General features: G+C 69.3%; 12 protein-coding genes. All 12 read right to left on the bottom strand.

Features of this window, described 5'->3' with window-relative positions:
* Positions 1-7: 7 nt before the first annotated feature.
* A complete protein-coding gene (locus O1G22_RS28005; protein WP_270083853.1) occupies positions 8-1,693 on the bottom strand; it encodes an alpha/beta fold hydrolase in 1,686 nt (561 codons plus the stop codon).
* 511 nt (positions 1,694-2,204) lie between these two features.
* Entirely contained in the window at positions 2,205-4,166 is a 1,962-nt protein-coding gene (locus O1G22_RS28000; protein WP_270083852.1) for a TIGR03960 family B12-binding radical SAM protein, read from the bottom strand.
* 70 nt (positions 4,167-4,236) lie between these two features.
* Entirely contained in the window at positions 4,237-5,739 is a 1,503-nt protein-coding gene (locus tag O1G22_RS27995; protein ID WP_270083851.1) for a CYTH and CHAD domain-containing protein, read from the bottom strand.
* A gap of 91 nt (positions 5,740-5,830) precedes the next feature.
* Positions 5,831-7,024 carry a rod shape-determining protein RodA gene (rodA, locus tag O1G22_RS27990; protein WP_270083850.1) on the bottom strand — a complete coding sequence of 398 codons (1,194 nt, stop codon included), beginning with the start codon at positions 7,022-7,024 and terminating at the stop codon, positions 5,831-5,833.
* The gene (mrdA, locus tag O1G22_RS27985) at positions 7,021-9,279 is read right to left on the bottom strand and encodes a penicillin-binding protein 2 (RefSeq protein ID WP_270083849.1); all 2,259 of its coding nucleotides are present in this window, start codon (positions 9,277-9,279) and stop codon (positions 7,021-7,023) included. Before mrdA ends, rodA begins: the two co-directional genes overlap by 4 nt.
* Positions 9,280-9,434: 155 nt before the next feature.
* Positions 9,435-10,112, bottom strand: a complete 678-nt coding sequence (gene mreD / locus O1G22_RS27980) for a rod shape-determining protein MreD (RefSeq protein ID WP_270083848.1) — start codon at positions 10,110-10,112, stop codon at positions 9,435-9,437.
* Positions 10,113-10,126: 14 nt separating this feature from the next.
* On the bottom strand, positions 10,127-11,068 hold the full coding sequence (gene mreC / locus O1G22_RS27975) for a rod shape-determining protein MreC (protein WP_270083847.1): 942 nt from the start codon (positions 11,066-11,068) through the stop codon (positions 10,127-10,129).
* A gap of 182 nt (positions 11,069-11,250) precedes the next feature.
* Entirely contained in the window at positions 11,251-12,270 is a 1,020-nt protein-coding gene (locus O1G22_RS27970; RefSeq protein ID WP_225100898.1) for a rod shape-determining protein, read from the bottom strand.
* 311 nt (positions 12,271-12,581) lie between these two features.
* A complete protein-coding gene (gene ndk, locus O1G22_RS27965) occupies positions 12,582-12,995 on the bottom strand; it encodes a nucleoside-diphosphate kinase (RefSeq protein WP_225100897.1) in 414 nt (137 codons plus the stop codon).
* A 54-nt stretch (positions 12,996-13,049) separates the two neighbouring features.
* A complete protein-coding gene (locus O1G22_RS27960) occupies positions 13,050-13,382 on the bottom strand; it encodes a DUF4233 domain-containing protein (RefSeq protein WP_270083846.1) in 333 nt (110 codons plus the stop codon).
* A gap of 10 nt (positions 13,383-13,392) precedes the next feature.
* Entirely contained in the window at positions 13,393-14,907 is a 1,515-nt protein-coding gene (gene folC / locus O1G22_RS27955; RefSeq protein WP_270083845.1) for a bifunctional tetrahydrofolate synthase/dihydrofolate synthase, read from the bottom strand.
* 88 nt (positions 14,908-14,995) lie between these two features.
* Entirely contained in the window at positions 14,996-17,620 is a 2,625-nt protein-coding gene (locus O1G22_RS27950) for a valine--tRNA ligase (RefSeq protein WP_270083844.1), read from the bottom strand.
* Positions 17,621-17,748 lie beyond the last annotated feature (128 nt).

Raw genomic sequence — 17,748 nt, 5'->3', positions numbered from 1 at the left:
CTCCCGGTCACTTCGGGGTGATCGTGAACGGTTCCCATCTCAGGCTCGCCACGCAGCCGGTGTCGGGCGCGGTCGGGCGGGTGAAGAAGGATGCCAGCACTTTCTGGGCGCAGGGCGACTGCGGGACCACCCAGTGCCCGATCCCGGGCACCTCGACGGTCGTCGAGCGTGGCAGCGTGCGGGCCGTCTTCTGCGCCCAGCTCGCCCCGGTCTTCATGTCGAACGTCCCGTTGAGAAAGAGCGTCGGCACCGAGCTGACGGGAGCGACCCGCTGTGTGGCGGTGCGGTCCGGGACGTTCCAGAGGCGGCACACCTGGTTCTGGAAGGTCAGTTGAGGCGCCTGGGCCAGGACGGAGTCGGGCCAGTCGGGGAAGGCCCGGCGGCCCGCGTTCAACACGTCGGACGCCGGGTGACCCGGCACCCACTCACTGCACACCACCGAATTCGTCAGACCGTAGGCCATCTGACCGACGACCTGGACCGAGCCGGAGGCGCGGGCCCGGGCGAAGCGCTCAGGATGTCCGCGGCCGAGTTCCTCGATCGCCGCCGGCACATCTACGAGCGGGATCGCCTTGGCGACCAGCACGTTCACCAGTGCGCCGCCGTCGAGGACGACCTTCACGGGGTCTCCGCCCTGTGGTGGTCGGACATTCAGTGTCAGGGGCTTGACCTCCAGCTTGGTCACCTGCTCGTTCAGGGTGCGCGCGAGGTTCGGGTAGCGGCTCTTGCAGCGGGGCTCGGCTGCGCAGGCTTTGAAGAGGTTGTCGAGGCCTTCCTTGGCGCCGGCCCAGGCGAACGGCAGGGAGACGGACTGCGGAGGGGTGAAGGAGTCGAGCGCCACCGCGCGGATTCCCTGGAGGTGCAGGCGCAGGTAGGTCGTAGCCAGGTCACTGCCGTAGGAGTGGCCGTAGACGTTCCACTGCTTGATGCCGAGCGCCGTGCGCAGGTCGGCGAAGTCGGCGGCGTTCTCGGTGCTGTTGTAGGCACTCAGGTCGATTCCGCCGGACGTCAGGTGGTCCCGGCACCGCTTCACCGCCTTGAGCATGAGCTGTTCAGTCTGCGGCGCATAGGAGGGAAGCCCCACGGACTTGGCGTAGAAGCCGTCCAGCTCCGGGCAGGCGAGGTTGGGCTTGTCGTACAGATTGCCGCGCTGGGCCATGATGATCAGGTCGCGATCCCGGTTCAGGCCGGAGTCGACCAGGAAAGGGATGTCGCCGAACGTTTCGCCACCGGGGCCGCCCGACATGAACACGACGGGGTCCTGGGCCGGCTTCGCCGAGGTGGCCGGGATGACCGCCACGGCCAGCCGGATGGTCCGGCCCCTGGGACGTGCACGGCTCTCCGGAACCTCCAGGACACCGCACCGGGCGGTGGTCAGCGCTTTGATCGGTTCAGGTGTCCGGGGGCAGGGGCCCGGCAGGAAGCGGGACGCGTCGGTCGTGCCGGGCCCGGTGACATCGCCGGGAATGGTGTGCCGTGATGCGGCGCCCGCCGACACCGGGCCGAGTACTGCCAGAAGGGCCAGCGCCGCCCCGGCAGCTGCCGCCCCGTTACGGAGGCCATGCTCTGCCATATGATCCTGTTCCTCTGCCGAATCGACGGCTGCCTCCCCGGGCGACGCCGCGGCGATCTTGGCGGAACGCGCGTAATTGACGGTACCGGGTGGTCCGAAGACGTGCATGCCGACGGCCACCGGCTGATCCCCGCGGAGGGCTCGTAGCAGCTCGGCGGATAGCGGGTGTGGTCGACCGCACGGCCTTGGCCCATCCAAGTGTGGGCGGGCGTCGGCGCAGTCGGGGTGGAGCGGGCCGACGCAGGAGCGGCGCCGGGGGGAGCCCACCCGGCGGAGCAGAGCGCAACCGGGTGCTTGAATCCAGTGCAAGCAGTTGTCACTCAGCTGAGTTGAAGGCCTTACAGATCCAATCGAGTCGGCCCCTGCCACCGCACACCCACGAGCCCTCATCCCATCAGGAAAGGAGGCTCGGGGGTCGACCCCTCCCGCAAGCCGGCATGTCCCTCAGACCCACTCCGCCTCGAAAACGATGTACGGGGTACTTCCAGGACCCGGCAACAGCGTCCGAGAGGACGCCATCGGCACCGGCGAGCAAGGGACAGAAGCGCCGACCGCAGCCAGCGCAACTGCCACCTCCTCCTCGCTCACCCCCGCCAGCGCCTCGGTCACCCGATCGAGTGCCTCGCCCGCCTCAGTGCGCGTGACCGCTCGAAGCCGGCGCCGGACCGGCGTTCTTGACCGTCAACGGCAGCAGCTTCTTGCCTGTGGGGCCGATCTGGATATGGGTGTCCATCTGCGGACAGACACCACAATCGAAGCACGGCGTCCAGCGGCAGTCCTCGACCTCTGTCTCGTCGAGGGCGTCCTGCCAGTCCTCCCAGAGCCAGTCCTTGTCCAGGCCGGAGTCGAGGTGGTCCCAGGGCAGGACCTCCTCGTAGCTGCGCTCGCGGGTGGTGTACCAGTCGACGTCGATGCCGAACGGAGCCAGCGCCTTGTCGGCGCAGGCCATCCAGCGGTTGTAGGAGAAGTGCTCGCGCCAGCCGTCGAAGCGGCCGCCGTCGTCGTAGACCGCGCGGATGACCGCGCCGGTGCGGCGGTCGCCGCGGGAGAGGAGGCCTTCGACGATGCCCGGCTTGCCGTCGTGGTAGCGGAAGCCGATCGAGCGGCCGTACTTCTTGTCGCCGCGAATCTTGTCCCGGAGCTTGGCCAGGCGCGCGTCCGTCTCCTCCGCCGAGAGCTGCGGGGCCCACTGGAAGGGAGTGTGGGGCTTGGGGACGAAGCCGCCGATCGAGACCGTGCAGCGGATATCGTTCGAGCCCGAGACCTCGCGGCCCTTCTGGATGACGTGCGTCGCCATGTCGGCGATCTGGAGGACGTCGTCGTCGGTCTCGGTGGGGAGGCCGCACATGAAGTACAGCTTCACCTGGCGCCAGCCGTTGCCGTAGGCCGTCGCGACCGTCCGGATGAGGTCCTCTTCCGAGACCATCTTGTTGATGACCTTGCGCATGCGCTCCGAGCCGCCTTCGGGAGCGAAGGTCAGGCCGGAGCGGCGGCCGTTGCGCGTCAGTTCGTTGGCCAGGTCGACGTTGAACGCGTCGACCCGGGTGGAGGGGAGAGACAGGCCGATCTTGTCGTCCTCGTACCTGTCCGCCAGGCCCTTGGCGATGTCGCCGATCTCCGAGTGGTCCGCCGAGGACAGGGAGAGGAGGCCCACCTCCTCGAAGCCCGTCGCCTTCAGGCCCTTGTCGACCATCTCGCCGATGCCCGTGATCGACCGCTCGCGCACCGGGCGGGTGATCATGCCCGCCTGGCAGAAGCGGCAGCCGCGCGTGCAGCCGCGGAAGATCTCCACCGACATGCGCTCATGGACCGTCTCGGCCAGGGGGACGAGGGGCTGCTTGGGGTACGGCCACTCGTCCAGGTCCATCACGGTGTGCTTGCTGACCCGCCAGGGGACACCGCTCTTGTTCGGTACGACGCGGGCGATACGGCCGTCCGGCAGGTACTCGACGTCGTAGAACGCCGGGATGTAGACCCCGCCGGTCCTCGCCAGGCGGAAGAGGACCTCCTCGCGGCCGCCCGGGCGGCCTTCGGCCTTCCACTCACGGATGATCTTCGTCATGTCGAGGACGGCCTGCTCGCCGTCGCCGATGATCGCCGCGTCGATGAAGTCCGCGATCGGCTCGGGGTTGAAGGCCGCGTGGCCGCCCGCCAGGACGATCGGGTCGTCGAGGCCGCGGTCCTTGGACTCCAGGGGGATGCCCGCCAGGTCCAGCGCCGTCAGCATGTTGGTGTAGCCCAGCTCCGTGGAGAAGGACAGGCCGAACACGTCGAAGGCCTTCACCGGGCGGTGGGTGTCGACCGTGAACTGCGGGACGCGGTGCTCGCGCATCAGCGCCTCCAGGTCCGGCCACACGCTGTAGGTGCGCTCGGCGAGGACGCCCTCCTGCTCGTTGAGCACCTCGTAGAGGATCATGACGCCCTGGTTGGGCAGGCCGACCTCGTACGCGTCCGGGTACATGAGGGCCCAGCGGACGTCGCAGCTGTCCCACTCCTTGACGGTGGAGTTCAGCTCGCCGCCCACGTACTGGATCGGCTTCTGCACATGCGGGAGCAGGGCTTCGAGCTGCGGGAACACCGACTCGACAGACATCGGGGGAACCTTTGTGAGCTGACAGGGGTGACCATCAAGCCTAACCCGCCCGGAGGGCAGACCCGCACGCTCAGCCGGACGCCCGCTGCGTGATCTCCCGCCACAGCGCCGGCAGCTCCGCCTCCGCGGCCGCCGCCCGCGCCTCCTCCCTGCCGTACAGCAGCCCGTAGGTGAACGTGCTCTCCCCCGCCGCGTGCGCCACCGCGGACAGCTCCAGCAGGGTCAGGCGGGCCATGACGCTGTCCTGGTGGTCGCCGAGGAGTGTGGTCAGGGTCTTCATGGACGCGGTGAGCGCGCGGGCGGGTTCGCCGAGGGCCTTCGTCGCCGCCTCGGCCGCGTACCGGGTGCGCTTGGCCTTCTTGCGGGCCTCGTGCACGGCGGCGTCGCGTTCCTTGCCGGGTGGGGCACCCAGGGCCTCCTCGACCAGGGCGGACAGGGTCGCCAGGTCCTTGCGTACGGCCTTGCCGAGCACCTTCTCCGGCCGCTTGCCGCCCGCTTTCCGCAGCGGCGGGTCGGCGAGGAGCCTGTCCAGTGTGTCCAGCAGGGTCAGATAGCGGCGTGAGTCCAGGACGCCGGCCAGATGGCTTTGCGCGCTGCCGTGCCCGGTCTCGGACCAGGACACGAGGCGTTCGCGGACCGGGCCGGTGATCAGGGCGGGCGGGACGGTGTCGAGGGCGGTCGTCAGGCGCTCGGCCAGCACTTCCTGGTCGCGGCCGACCCCCAGCTCGCCGGCGAGCCATTTCAGCTCCACGCCGATGGGGTCGGTGACGGTCCGGTCGAGGACCGGGCGGAAGCTGCGCAGGGTGCTGCGGGCGCGGCGGGTGGCGACCCGCATGCGGTGCACCGCGTCGGGCACGTCACGGCGGACGGCGGGGTCGAGTTCGACCAGCACATCGCGTTGGGCGCGGAGGTAGGCGAGGACGTGGTCGCCTGCCGTCACCGGCCGCGTCGGCTTGTCCTTCCTGCGGCGCTTGCGGCCGGCCGTCTGCTCCAGGGCCCGGGCGAGCTTCGACGGCGAGCGCGAGGGGTGGACGCCCGCTCTGCGCAGCCGCTTCTCCACCAGGTCCAGGAAGGCGGGGTCGCCGCCGTCGGCCAGCTCCACCTCGATCTCGGTCCACTGGGCGGCACCGCCCTTGCCGCCGAGCCGCTCGGCGGTCACGGCGTCCACGCTCGCCTCGGCCAGCAGCACGCCGTCGGCGTCGACCAGGTGGCGCACATCGCGGGCGGAGCGGAGGCGGACCAGCGGAATCAGCTCGGTGTCCCGGACGCGGGAGCGGACCAGGGCGGCGATCTCCTCGGGGACGGTGTCGGAGAGCGGGGCGCGGATCTCGTCGCGGATTCCGGGGGCGACCGGGAACTTCAGATGCCAGCCGGCGTCCGCGCCGCCGGTGCGGCGGCGCAGGGTGAGGGAGTCGGCGGCCAGGCGTTCGTCGGCGGTGTCGTAGTACGTGGCGTCGAGTTCGACCACGCCCTTGTCGAGTACGGCCGTCACTCCGCCGACGCCGGTCAGGTCGGGCAGGCCGCTGTCGTCGGATTCGTACTTGCGCTCGATCTCGCGTTTCTCATCCGCCATGAACCGAATCTAGTGCGAAGCGGGCCGATCCGGCAGGGGCCGTTCCGGGTGAACGGCGAGAAAACGCCGGTCGAGGACCCGGAGAACGGCCTCACGCGGACATGGGTCTCTGCACCTTGATCGACTGCAGCAGCCCCACCGCCACCCACACCGCGAACATCGACGAGCCGCCGTACGACACGAATGGCAGCGGCAGACCGGTGACCGGCATGATGCCGAGGGTCATGCCGATGTTCTCGAAGGACTGGAAGGCGAACCAGGCGACGATCCCGGCGGCCACCACCGTGCCGTACAGCTCGGTGGAGTCGCGGGCGATGCGGCAGGCCCGCCACAGGATGAGCCCGATCAGCGCGATGATCAGGCCCGCGCCGGCGAAGCCCAGTTCCTCTCCGGCGACCGTGAACACGAAGTCCGTCTGCTGCTCCGGCACGAACTGGCCGGTGGTCTGCGAGCCGTGGAAGAGGCCTTGCCCCATCAGGCCGCCGGAGCCGATGGCGATCCGGGCCTGATTGGTGTTGTAGCCGACGCCCGCCGGGTCCAGGTTCGGGTTGGCGAAGGCGGCGAAGCGGTTGATCTGGTACTGGTCCAGGATGTGCAGCTGCCAGATGGCGATGCAGCCGGCCACGCCGACGGTGAGCAGGCCGAAGACCCAGCGGTTGGAGGCGCCGGAGGCGAGCAGGACGCCCAGGATGATGGCCACCATGGCGAGCACCGAGCCGAGGTCCGGCATGAGCAGCAGGACCAGGCAGGGCACGGCCGCGAGGCCCAGGGACTGGGCCACGGTCCGGTGGTCCGGGTACGGCTTGTCGCCCGCGTCCACCCGTGTGGCCAGCAGCATCGCCATGCCGAGGATGATCGCGATCTTGAGGAACTCGGCGGGCTGGATCGAGAAGCCGCCGATCACGATCCAGTTGCGCTGGCCGTTGATGGTCGCGCCGAGTGGGGTGAGCACCACCAGCGCCAGCAGGACCGACAGGCCGTAGAGGACCGGCACGGCGTTGCGCAGGGCGCGGTGGCCCAGCCAGATCGTGGCGGTCATCAGGGCGAAGCCGATGCCGAGGTTCATCAGATGGCGTTCGAGGAAGTAGTACGGGTCGCCCTGGTTGATCTCCGTGCGGTTGCGGGTCGCCGAGAACACCAGCAGCGAGCCCAGCAGGGACAGCGCGAGGGCGGCCAGCAGTATCGGCCAGTCGAGCCGGCGGGCCAGCGAGTCGCGGGCGAAGATCCTGGTCCAGCCGGCCCGCGCCGGGCCGTACCCGGAGACGGAGAAGCTGTTGCCGGTCATGAGGGCATCCTCCGGCTCCCGCGCCTGGGAATCCTGCGTGGCCTCCTGCGGGTGTTGCGGTTGCCCGTCGTGGGCGAGGGCGAGGTGGCGGGCTGCTGGTCGGTGCCGTTGCTGGGGTTGTTCTGCTGCGAGGCCTCGGCGTCCTTGCCCGGGTCGCCGGTGATCTTCGGGGCGGCGATCGTGCCGTCCGTGCGGACCTTCGGCAGGGTCTTCTGCGGTTCGGGCAGCAGCGCCTTCCTGGTGTCGATGGAGCCGTCTCCCTGGACGCCGTAGAGCGCGCTGTAGATGTTGCGCACGGCCTCACCGGCGGACCCGGAACCCGTACCGGCCTGGGAGATCGTCATGATCACCGAGTAGTCCTTGGAGTACGTGGCCAGCCAGCCGGTGGTCTGCTTGCCGTAGACCTCCGCCGTACCGGTCTTGCCGTGCAGCGTGATCTTATCCTGCGGCCAGCCGTTGAACTTCCACGCCGCCGTACCGCGCGTGATGACGCCCGCGAAGGCGTCGTCCATGCCCTTGAGGGTGGCCTGGGTGACCGGCAGTTTGCGCGCCACCTTGGGCTTGATCTCCTGGACGGTCTTGCCGTCGGGGCTGATGATCGCCTTGCCGATCGTCGGGACGTACTCGGTGCCGCCGTTGGCGACCGCGCCGTAGATCATCGCCTCCTGGATCGGCGTGACGAGTGTGTCGCCCTGGCCGATGGAGTAGTTGATCTCGTCACCCTCGCGCATCTTGTTGCCTTCGAGGCAGTTCTCGTAGGCGATCTTCTCGACGTAACTGCCGTCCTTCTTGCCGGACTTGCACCAGGCGTCCTTGTTGGCCTTCCAGTAGTCGAGCTTCCACTGGCGGTCGGGGACGCGGCCGCGGACCTCGTTGGGCAGGTCGATGCCGGTCTCCTTGCCGAGGCCGAACTGGTGGGCGGTCTTGAAGAACCAGTCCTTCGGCTGGCCCTTCTTGGGGTTGATGCCGCCGTCCTTCTTCCACTCGTTGTCGCCGAGGCCGTAGAAGACGGTGTCGCAGGAGACCTCCAGGGCGCGGCCCAGGGAGATGTCGCCGAAGTTCTCGCCCTCGAAGTTCTTGAAGACCTGGCCGCCGACGGAGTAGGAGCTGGTGCAGGGGTAGCCGCCGTCCCAGGCGTAGCCGGCGTTGACCGCGGCGGCCGTGGAGACCACCTTGAACGTCGAACCGGGGGCTGCCTGACCCTGTATGGCCCTGTTGAGCAGCGGGTAGTCGGAGTCCTTGCCGGTGAGGGCCTTGTAGTCCTTGGCGGAGATGCCGCCCACCCACACGTTCGGATCGTAGGTCGGCGCCGAGGCCATCGCGACGATCCGGCCGGTCTTGGCCTCCATCACCACGACGGCACCGGAGTCGGCCTTGAAGTTCTCACCGGTGTTCTTGTCGAACTGCTGGCGGGCGGCCTTCATGGCCTTGTCCAGCTCGTACTCGGCGACGCGCTGCACCCGGGAGTCGATGCTGGTGACCAGATTGGAACCCGACTCGGAGGGGGTGGACTTGGCCTTGCCGATGACCCGGCCGAGGTTGTCCACCTCGTAGCGGGTCACGCCGGCCTTGCCGCGCAGGTCCTTGTCGTACTCGCGCTCCAGGCCGGAGCGGCCGACCATGTCGGAGCGCAGATAGGGCGAGTCGGTGTCCTTGGCCTTCTGGATCTCGGCGTCGGTGACGGGCGAGAGATAGCCGAGCACCTGCGCGGTGTTGGAGTTGCCCGGGCCGGGATAGCGGCGCACGGCCTCGGGCTCGGCGCTGATGCCGGGGAAGTCCTCGGAGGCCTCGCGGATCTGCAGGGCCTGCTTGGGTGTGGCCTTGTCGGTGATCGGGATCGGCTGGTACGGCGAGCCGTTCCAGCACGGCTGGGGCGTCTTCGCGTCGCACAGCCGGACCTTCTGCATGACCTCGTCGGGCTTCATGCCGAGGACGCCGGCCAGCTTGGTGAGGACGGCCTTGCCGTCGTCCTTCTGCTTGAGCAGGTCGGTGCGGGAGGCGGAGACGACCAGGCGGGTCTCGTTGTCCGCGAGGGGCACGCCCCGGGCGTCCAGGATGTCACCGCGCACGGCGGGGTCGACGACCTGCTGGACGTGGTTGCCCGACGCCTCCTTCTGGTACTGCGCGCCCTCGCGGATCTGCAGATACCACAGGCGGCCGCCGAGGGTGCCGAGGAGGGAGAGGACGAGGATCTGGATCACGACGAGCCTGATCTGGACCCGTGGGGTCCGACCGGTCTCGGGGATGTTGGTCACTGCGGCTGTCTCCCCCTCTCAGAGCACTGATGCGGATGCGCGTACGAATGATGAACGACCAGCCTGTGAACCCGCGTTCCGCGAAAGCTGACCCGTTCGGGTGAACTCCGCGGGCCCCACAGGTGCTTGACCGTGCGGCACGGCGACCTGACCCCTCACAGCCGCTTGACCCCCTTGATCCGGCCGACCCGGGCCGAGCGGGTGCGGGCCTTGGCCTTCAGGGCGCCGAGGCCGCCGCGCTGGTCGCCGATGCGCAGGCCGGTGCCCGAGGAGAGCCAGCCGGAGGAGATGTCCGTGGCCTTGGCGGCGGGGCCGGACTCGGTCAGCGGGTCGTTGTCGGAGCGGCGGGCCAGCCACATGATCACGGGGACCACGAACGGGGCGAGCAGCAGGTCGTACAGGGCGGCCGAGATGAGCAGGCCGGGCAGGCCGACATGGCGGGCGGCGGTGTCCCCGACCAGGGCGCCCACGCCCGCGTACAGCAGCGTGGAGCCGATCGCGGCGGCGACCACGACGGCCATCGGACCGGTCGCCGACTTCAGCCGGCCGTGGTCCGGCTTGATCAGGCCGGCGAAGTAGCCGGTGACGCACAGCACGAGCGCGTAGCGGCCGGCCGCGTGGTCGGCGGGCGGGGCGAGGTCGGCGAGCAGGCCGGCGCCGAAGCCGACGAGGGCGCCGCCGACATGGCCGTACACCATGGCGAGGCCGAGGACGGTGAGCAGCAGCAGGTCGGGGACGGCGCCCGGCAGATGCAGGCGGGCGAGGACGCTCACCTGGATCACCAGGGCCACGACGACCAGCGCGCTGGAGAGCAGGATCCGGTTGAGGCGCATGGGGAAGTCAGCTCCTAGTGCTGCTGGCCGGTCGAGTCGGTCGCGTTGGCCGAGGGGGTCACCGTGACGGTGACGGTCGGCGTCGGGGTCGGCTTGGACTGGGCCGGGAGCACGGTGTCCCGCGGGTCCTTCTTCGGGGCCTCGACGACCACACCGACGATGTCGAGCTTGGTGAAGCTGACGTACGGGGTGACGTAGAGGGTGCGGGTCAGGCCGCCGCCGGAGGGGTCGACCCGGGAGACCACGCCGACCGGGACACCCGGCACGAACGGGCGGTCGTTCTGCGAGCCGAAGGTGACGAGCCGGTCGCCCTTGTGCACCTCCGCCTTGCCGTTGAGCAGTTCCACGCGCAGCGGGCGGTCGCCCTGGCCGGAGGCGAAGCCGAGTTCGTCGCTGCCCTCCATGCGGGTGCCGACGGTGAAGTCGGGGTCGTTGGCGAGCAGCACGGTGGAGGTGTCCGGGCCGACGGTGGTGACACGGCCGACCAGTCCGTCCCCGTTGAGCACGGTCATGTCGCGCTTGATGCCGTCGTTGGCGCCGACGTCGATGGTGACGGTCCAGGAGAAACCCTGCGCCGACCCTATGGCGACGACCTGGGCGCCCTTGATGCCGTACTGGCCCTCGCCCGCGATCTTCAGCATCTTGTCGAGCTGGTTCAGCCGGCTGCGGTTGCGGTCGTCGCTGCCGAGCTTCGCCTTGAGGGCCGCGTTCTCCTTCTCCAGCGCGGCCAGCCGGCTGTGCCGGCTGCCGGAGTCACGGATCGCGGAGACCGCGTTGCCGACGGGGTCGACCGCCGAGGACAGCCCGTTCTCGACGGGCCCGAACACCGCGGCCGCGGCCTGCCGGGCGCCGTCGACCGGGGAGTTCCGGCCCCCTCGGATATCCACCGTGATCAGTGCGAACGCGATGGCGATCAGCAGGACCAGGAGCAGCCGGCTCTCTTTCGTGTCCCTCACGTGCGGCGGCCGTGCCCTTCCTCGATAGGAATTCGAAGAGCCCCTGCGCGGCGCGGTAGCGAACCCGGCACGGTACGCGAAACGCACACCGAAGGGACCCATTTGTGGGAGCTTATGCCTCTATATCAACGATCCGCCGCACGAGAGGAGAACGTCTCGTACGGCGGAATCGAAGAGTTGCGTCATCTGCGCGGAGCCGCGTCCAGCACCTGCTGGAGCGCCTCGAACTCCTCGACGCACTTGCCGGAACCGAGCGCGACGCTGTCCAGCGGGTCCTCGGCGATGTGGATCGGCATGCCGGTCTCCCGGCGCAGCCGCTCGTCGAGGCCGCGCAGCAGGGCTCCGCCGCCGGTCAGAACGATTCCTCGGTCCATGATGTCGCCGGACAGCTCCGGCGGGCACTTGTCGAGGGTCGTCTTGACCGCGTCCACGATCGCGTTGACCGGTTCCTCGATCGCCTTGCGGACCTCGGCGGCCGAGATGACGACGGTCTTGGGCAACCCGGACACCAGGTCCCGGCCGCGCACTTCGGTGTGCTCGTCAGCGTCGAGGTCGTACGCCGAACCGATCGTGATCTTGATCTGCTCGGCCGTGCGCTCACCCAGCAGAAGGCTGTACTCCTTCTTGATGTACTGGATGATCGCGTTGTCCAGTTCGTCGCCCGCGACGCGGATGGACTGGGCGGTGACGATGCCGCCGAGCGAGATGACCGCGACCTCCGTGGTGCCGCCGCCGATGTCCACCACCATGTTGCCCGTGGCCTCGTGGACCGGCAGGCCGGAGCCGATGGCCGCGGCCATGGGCTCCTCGATGATGTGCACCTGGCGGGCGCCGGCCTGGGTGGACGCCTCGATCACGGCGCGGCGCTCGACGCCCGTGATGCCCGAGGGCACACAGACGACGACCCGCGGCCGGGCGAGATACCGCCGCTTGTGGATCTTCAGGATGAAGTAGCGGAGCATCCGCTCGGTGATCTCGAAGTCGGCGATCACGCCGTCCTTCAGCGGACGCACGGCCACGATGTTGCCCGGCGTCCGGCCGATCATCTTCTTCGCTTCGGCACCGACCGCGAGGATCCCACCCGTGTTGGTGTTGATCGCGACGACGGACGGCTCGTTGAGTACGATCCCGCGACCCCTGACGTACACCAGCGTGTTGGCGGTCCCGAGGTCGACAGCCATGTCACGGCCGATGAACGACATTGAGTTCCCCATCCGGATTCATCTGGCCTTCCTGTGCTTTTGAGGGCATATCAGGTCGGCGAGGCGGGTGCTGTGACGTGAAGGCTTCCATCGTAAACGCGCCTGCACGGCCACTGCGCGAGGGTCTCCGCCATTGTCACCAGATGGCGGGCCGCCTCGCCTGTGGAGACGGTCCATCGGAGGCACGCGTTCCCCCGATCGGCAAGGCATATGCCAAGGGACGGCCGGAAATGTACGGCCGTCCCTGGTCAGGCGCCGCCGCATACGGCTGACGCCCCCTCAGAAAAATTGGCGAAACCTCCGCCCGGGATTCATGCCCGGCCGGGGAAGAAGATCTTCACCTCGCGCTCGGCGGACTCCTCGGAGTCGGAGGCGTGGATCAGGTTCTCGCGGACGATCACGCCGAAGTCACCGCGGATGGAGCCGGGCGCGGCGGCGATCGGGTCCGTCGGACCGGCGAGCGCGCGCACGCCCTCGATGACCCGCTCGCCCTCGACGATCAGCGCGACGACCGGGCCGGAGGACATGAACTCCACCAGCGGCTCGTAGAAGGGCTTGCCGACGTGCTCGCCGTAGTGCTGCTCCAGCGTGGCGCGGTCCAGGGTGCGCAGCTCCAGCGCGGTGATCTGCCAGCCGGCCTTGCGCTCGATACGGCCGATGATCTCGCCGGTCAGGCCACGACGGACGGCGTCGGGCTTGAGCAGGACGAGGGTGCGCTGGGTCACGAGGTACTCCTTACGACTGACATGTGCGGTGGCACGAGGTTACAAGAGGCGTGCTCAGCCCTCTGCGGCGAATCTGGCCTTCGCCTCGTCCACCTTCCGGCCGAAGTGCACCGACGCCCACCACAGGCCCGCGAAGACCGCGCCCATGAAGTACATGGTCGGGACGAAGACACCGGAGGCGATCAGCGCGATCTGCAGCGCCCAGCCGAGGGCCACCCCGCCGGGACGCGTCACCATCGCGCACATCAGCACGCACAGCAGCATCGCGACACCGCTGACCAGCCACACCGTCGACACCGACAGGCTCGGGTCCTTCATGGCGACCAGTCCGGCGAAGCCGATGATGAAGAACTCGCCGATCAAGGTCGAGGAGCACAGCGTACGCATCGTAGGAGCCTCAGCCCTTCCCCAGCAGCAGCCGGGCCTCGCCGACCGTGATGACAGAACCGGTGACCAGCACGCCGCCGCCCGCGAACTCGCCCTCCTCCTCGGCCAGCGTGATCGCGGCCTCCAGGGCGTCCGGCAGCCGCGGCTCGACCTGCACCCGCTCCTCGCCGAACACCTCGACGGCGATCCCGGCCAGCTCGTCCGCGTCCATGGCCCGCGCGGTGGAGTTCTGGGTGACGACGACCTCGGCGAAGATCGGCTCGAAGGCCTCCAGCAGCCCCCGTACGTTCTTGTCGCCGCTCGCGCCGACCACACCGATCAGCCGCGTGAAGTCGAACGCCTCCTGGACCGCCTCCGCGGTCGCCACGGCGCCCGCCGGGTTGTGCGCGGCGTCCAGCACGACGGTCGGGGAGCGCCGTACGATCTCCAGCCGGCCCGGGGAGGACACGGCCGCGAAGGCCTTGCGGACGGTGTCGATGTCCAGCCGCTCCGCGCGCGCGGCGCCGACGCCGAAGAACGCCTCCACGGCGGCGAGCGCGACGGCCGCGTTGTGCGCCTGGTGGGCGCCGTGCAGCGGGAGGTACACCTCCTCGTACTCACCGCCGAGGCCGCGCAGGGTGAGCAGCTGCCCGCCGACGGCGACCTGCCGCGCCACGACCCCGAACTCCAGCCCCTCACGGGCCACGGTCGCGTCGACCTCCACGGCCTTCTTCAGCAGCACCTGCGCCGCGTCGACCGGCTGCTGGGACAGGATCACGGTCGCGCCCTGCTTGATGATCCCGCCCTTCTCGCCCGCGATCTCCGCGGGCGTCTCACCGAGCCGGTCGGTGTGGTCCAGGTCGATGGGCGTGACCACGGCGACGTCGGCGTCGATGACGTTCGTGGCGTCCCAGGAGCCGCCCATGCCGACCTCGACGACGGCCACGTCGATCGGGGCGTCCGCGAAGGCGGCGTACGCCATGCCCGTGAGCACCTCGAAGAAGGACAGCCGGTACTCCTGCGCGGCATCGACCATCTCGACGTACGGCTTGATGTCCTGGTACGTCTCGATGAACCGCTCGGCGGAGATCGGGGCGCCGTCCAGGCTGATGCGCTCGGTGATCGACTGCACGTGGGGGCTGGTGTAGCGGCCGGTGCGCAGCTCGAAGGCGCCGAAGAGGGCCTCGATCATGCGGGCGGTGGAGGTCTTGCCGTTCGTGCCCGTGATGTGGATCGAGGGGTACGAGCGCTGCGGCTCGCCCAGCACGTCCATCAGCGCGGAGATGCGGGCGACCGAGGGCTCCAGCTTGGTCTCGCCCCAGCGGGTGGCCAGCTCCGCCTCAACCTCGCGGAGAGCCTTGTCGACCTCTGGGTCCTCCGGTCGCCCGGGTACGTCTGCCTGCGGCGGGCCGCCCTGGGTACGCAGGGTGCGGCTGCCGGCCTCGATCACCGCGAGGTCGGGGTCGCGGGTGGTTTCGGCCTCGATGAGTTCGTCGAAGCTGTCGAGGGGGTCGGGCTGGTCGTTTTCGTGCGGGAGGTCGCTCACAGGGCCAGTCTACGGAGGCCCGGTGACATGGGTAGGCGAAGGCCCCCGGAGCTGTACGGCTCCGGGGGCCTGCGTCACGCACGACCGTTTACGCCGGCGGCAGCTTCTCCAGCTGGGCCGTGATGCGGGCGATGTCCTCCTCGGCCTTGGAAAGACGCGTGCGGATCTTGTCCACCACGTTCTCCGGGGCCTTGGCCAGGAAGGCCTCGTTGCCGAGCTTGGCGGTGGCCTGGGCCTTCTCCTTCTCGGCGGCGGCCAGATCCTTCGCGAGGCGCTTGCGCTCGGCCGCCACGTCGATCGTGCCGGAGAGGTCGAGGGCGACCTCGGCGCCGGCGACCGGGAGGGTGGCCGTGGCGGTGAAGTTCTCGCCCTCCGGCTGGAGGCGCAGGAGCTGGCGGATGGCGGCCTCGTGCGGGGCGAGGGCCGTACCGTCCAGGGTCAGGCGGGCCGGGACCCGCTGGCCGGGCTGGAGGCCCTGGTCGGCGCGGAAGCGGCGGACCTCGGTGATGACCGACTGGAGCGACTCGATCTCCCGCTCGGCCGCCTGGTCACGGAAGCCACTGTCCTGCGGCCAGTCGGCGATGACGAGCGACTCGCCGCCCGTCAGCGTCGTCCACAGGGTCTCCGTGACGAACGGGACGACCGGGTGGAGGAGCTTCAGCGTGACGTCCAGGACCTCGCCCAGGACGCGCTTGCTGACCTCGGCCGGCTCGCCGCCCGCCTGGAACGTCGTCTTGGACAGCTCGACGTACCAGTCGAAGACCTCGTCCCACGCGAAGTGGAACAGGGCGTCGGACAGCTTGGCGAACTGGAAGTCCTCGTAGTACGCGTCGACTTCGGCGACGACCGAGTTCAGGCGCGAGAGGATCCAGCGGTCGGTCGCCGACATCCGCGACGCGTCCGGCAGTTCGCCCTCCACCGTCGCGCCGTTCATCAGCGCGAAGCGGGTGGCGTTCCAGATCTTGTTGGCGAAGTTGCGGGAGCCCTGGACCCAGTCCTCGCCGATCGGGACGTCGACGCCCGGGTTGGCGCCACGGGCCAGGGTGAACCGGAGCGCGTCGCTGCCGTACTTGTCCATCCAGTCCAGCGGGTTGACCGCGTTGCCGAAGGACTTCGACATCTTCTTGCCGAACTGGTCGCGGACCATGCCGTGCAGGGCGATGGTGTGGAACGGCGGAGTGCCGTCCATCGCGTACAGGCCGAACATCATCATCCGGGCGACCCAGAAGAAGAGGATGTCGTAGCCCGTGACCAGGACGGAGTTCGGGTAGAACTTCGCGAGCGACTCGGTCTGCTCGGGCCAGCCGAGGGTGGAGAACGGCCACAGGCCGGAGGAGAACCAGGTGTCGAGGACGTCGGTGTCCTGGTGCCAGCCCTCGCCGGTCGGGGCCTCGTCGTCGGGGCCGACGCAGACGACCTCGCCGTTCGGGCCGTACCACACCGGGATCCGGTGGCCCCACCACAACTGCCGCGAGATGCACCAGTCATGAAGGTTGTCGACCCAGTCGAAGTAGCGCTTCTCCATCTCCTGCGGATGGATCTTGACCTTGCCCTCGCGGACGGCGTCCCCGGCGGCCTTCGCGAGCGGGCCGACCTTGACCCACCACTGCATCGACAGGCGCGGCTCGATGGTGGTCTTGCAGCGCGAGCAGTGGCCGACGGAGTGGACGTACGGCCGCTTCTCGGCGACGATCCGGCCCTCGGCGCGCAGCGCGGCGACGATCGCCGAGCGGGCCTCCAGGCGGTCCATGCCCTGGAAGGGGCCGTGGACGGTGATGACGGCGTGCTCGTCCATGACCGTGATGGACGGCAGGTCGTGACGCTGGCCGATCTCGAAGTCGTTCGGGTCGTGCGCCGGGGTGACCTTGACGGCGCCGGTGCCGAACTCGGGGTCGACGTGCTCGTCGGCGACGACCGGGATGGAACGGTCGGTCAGCGGGAGCCTGATGAGCTTGCCGACGAGGTGCTTGTAGCGCTCGTCCTCGGGATGGACGGCGACGGCCGTGTCACCGAGCATCGTCTCGGCGCGGGTGGTGGCGACGACGACGGAGTCGTCCCCGTCGCCGTACTTCAGCGAGACCAGCTCGCCGTCGTCGTCCTGGTACTCCACCTCGATGTCCGAGATGGCCGTCAGACAGCGCGGGCACCAGTTGATGATGCGCTCGGCGCGGTAGATCAGCTCGTCGTCGTAGAGGCGCTTGAAGATGGTCTGAACGGCCTGCGAGAGCCCCTCGTCCATGGTGAAGCGCTCACGCGACCAGGCGACGCCGTCACCGAGGCGGCGCATCTGCCCGGAGATCTGCCCGCCGGACTCGCCCTTCCACTGCCAGACGCGCTCGACGAACGCCTCACGGCCGAGGTCGTGCCGGGACTTGCCCTCCTTGCCCAGCTCGCGCTCGACGACGTTCTGCGTGGCGATACCGGCGTGGTCCATGCCGGGCTGCCACAGCGTCTCGTAGCCCTGCATGCGCTTACGGCGGGTCAGGGCGTCGATGAGGGTGTGCTCGAAGGCGTGGCCCAGGTGCAGGCTGCCGGTGACGTTCGGCGGCGGGATGACGATCGTGTACGGAGGCTTGTCGCTCTTGGCGTCCGCCTCGAAGTAACCGCGCTCTACCCAGCGCTCGTACAGCGGGCCCTCTACATCGGCCGGCGCGTACTGGGTCGGCAGTTCGGAGTCGGGCGCGGGTGGCTGCTGCTGAGCGTTCTCGGTCACGGGGGTCAGTTTAGAGGTGTCACGGGGTGGTCCCGAAACGCGTTTGTTCTGTAACGGTACGGCCCCCGGTGCCATGCGTTTCCTATGGCTGGTTCAGGATGTGTGGAACACATAAGCATCTGGAGGGG

The organism is Streptomyces camelliae, from assembly GCF_027625935.1.
GTDB classification, from domain to species: domain Bacteria; phylum Actinomycetota; class Actinomycetes; order Streptomycetales; family Streptomycetaceae; genus Streptomyces; species Streptomyces camelliae.
This window is presented reverse-complemented; position numbering and strand designations above follow the sequence as displayed.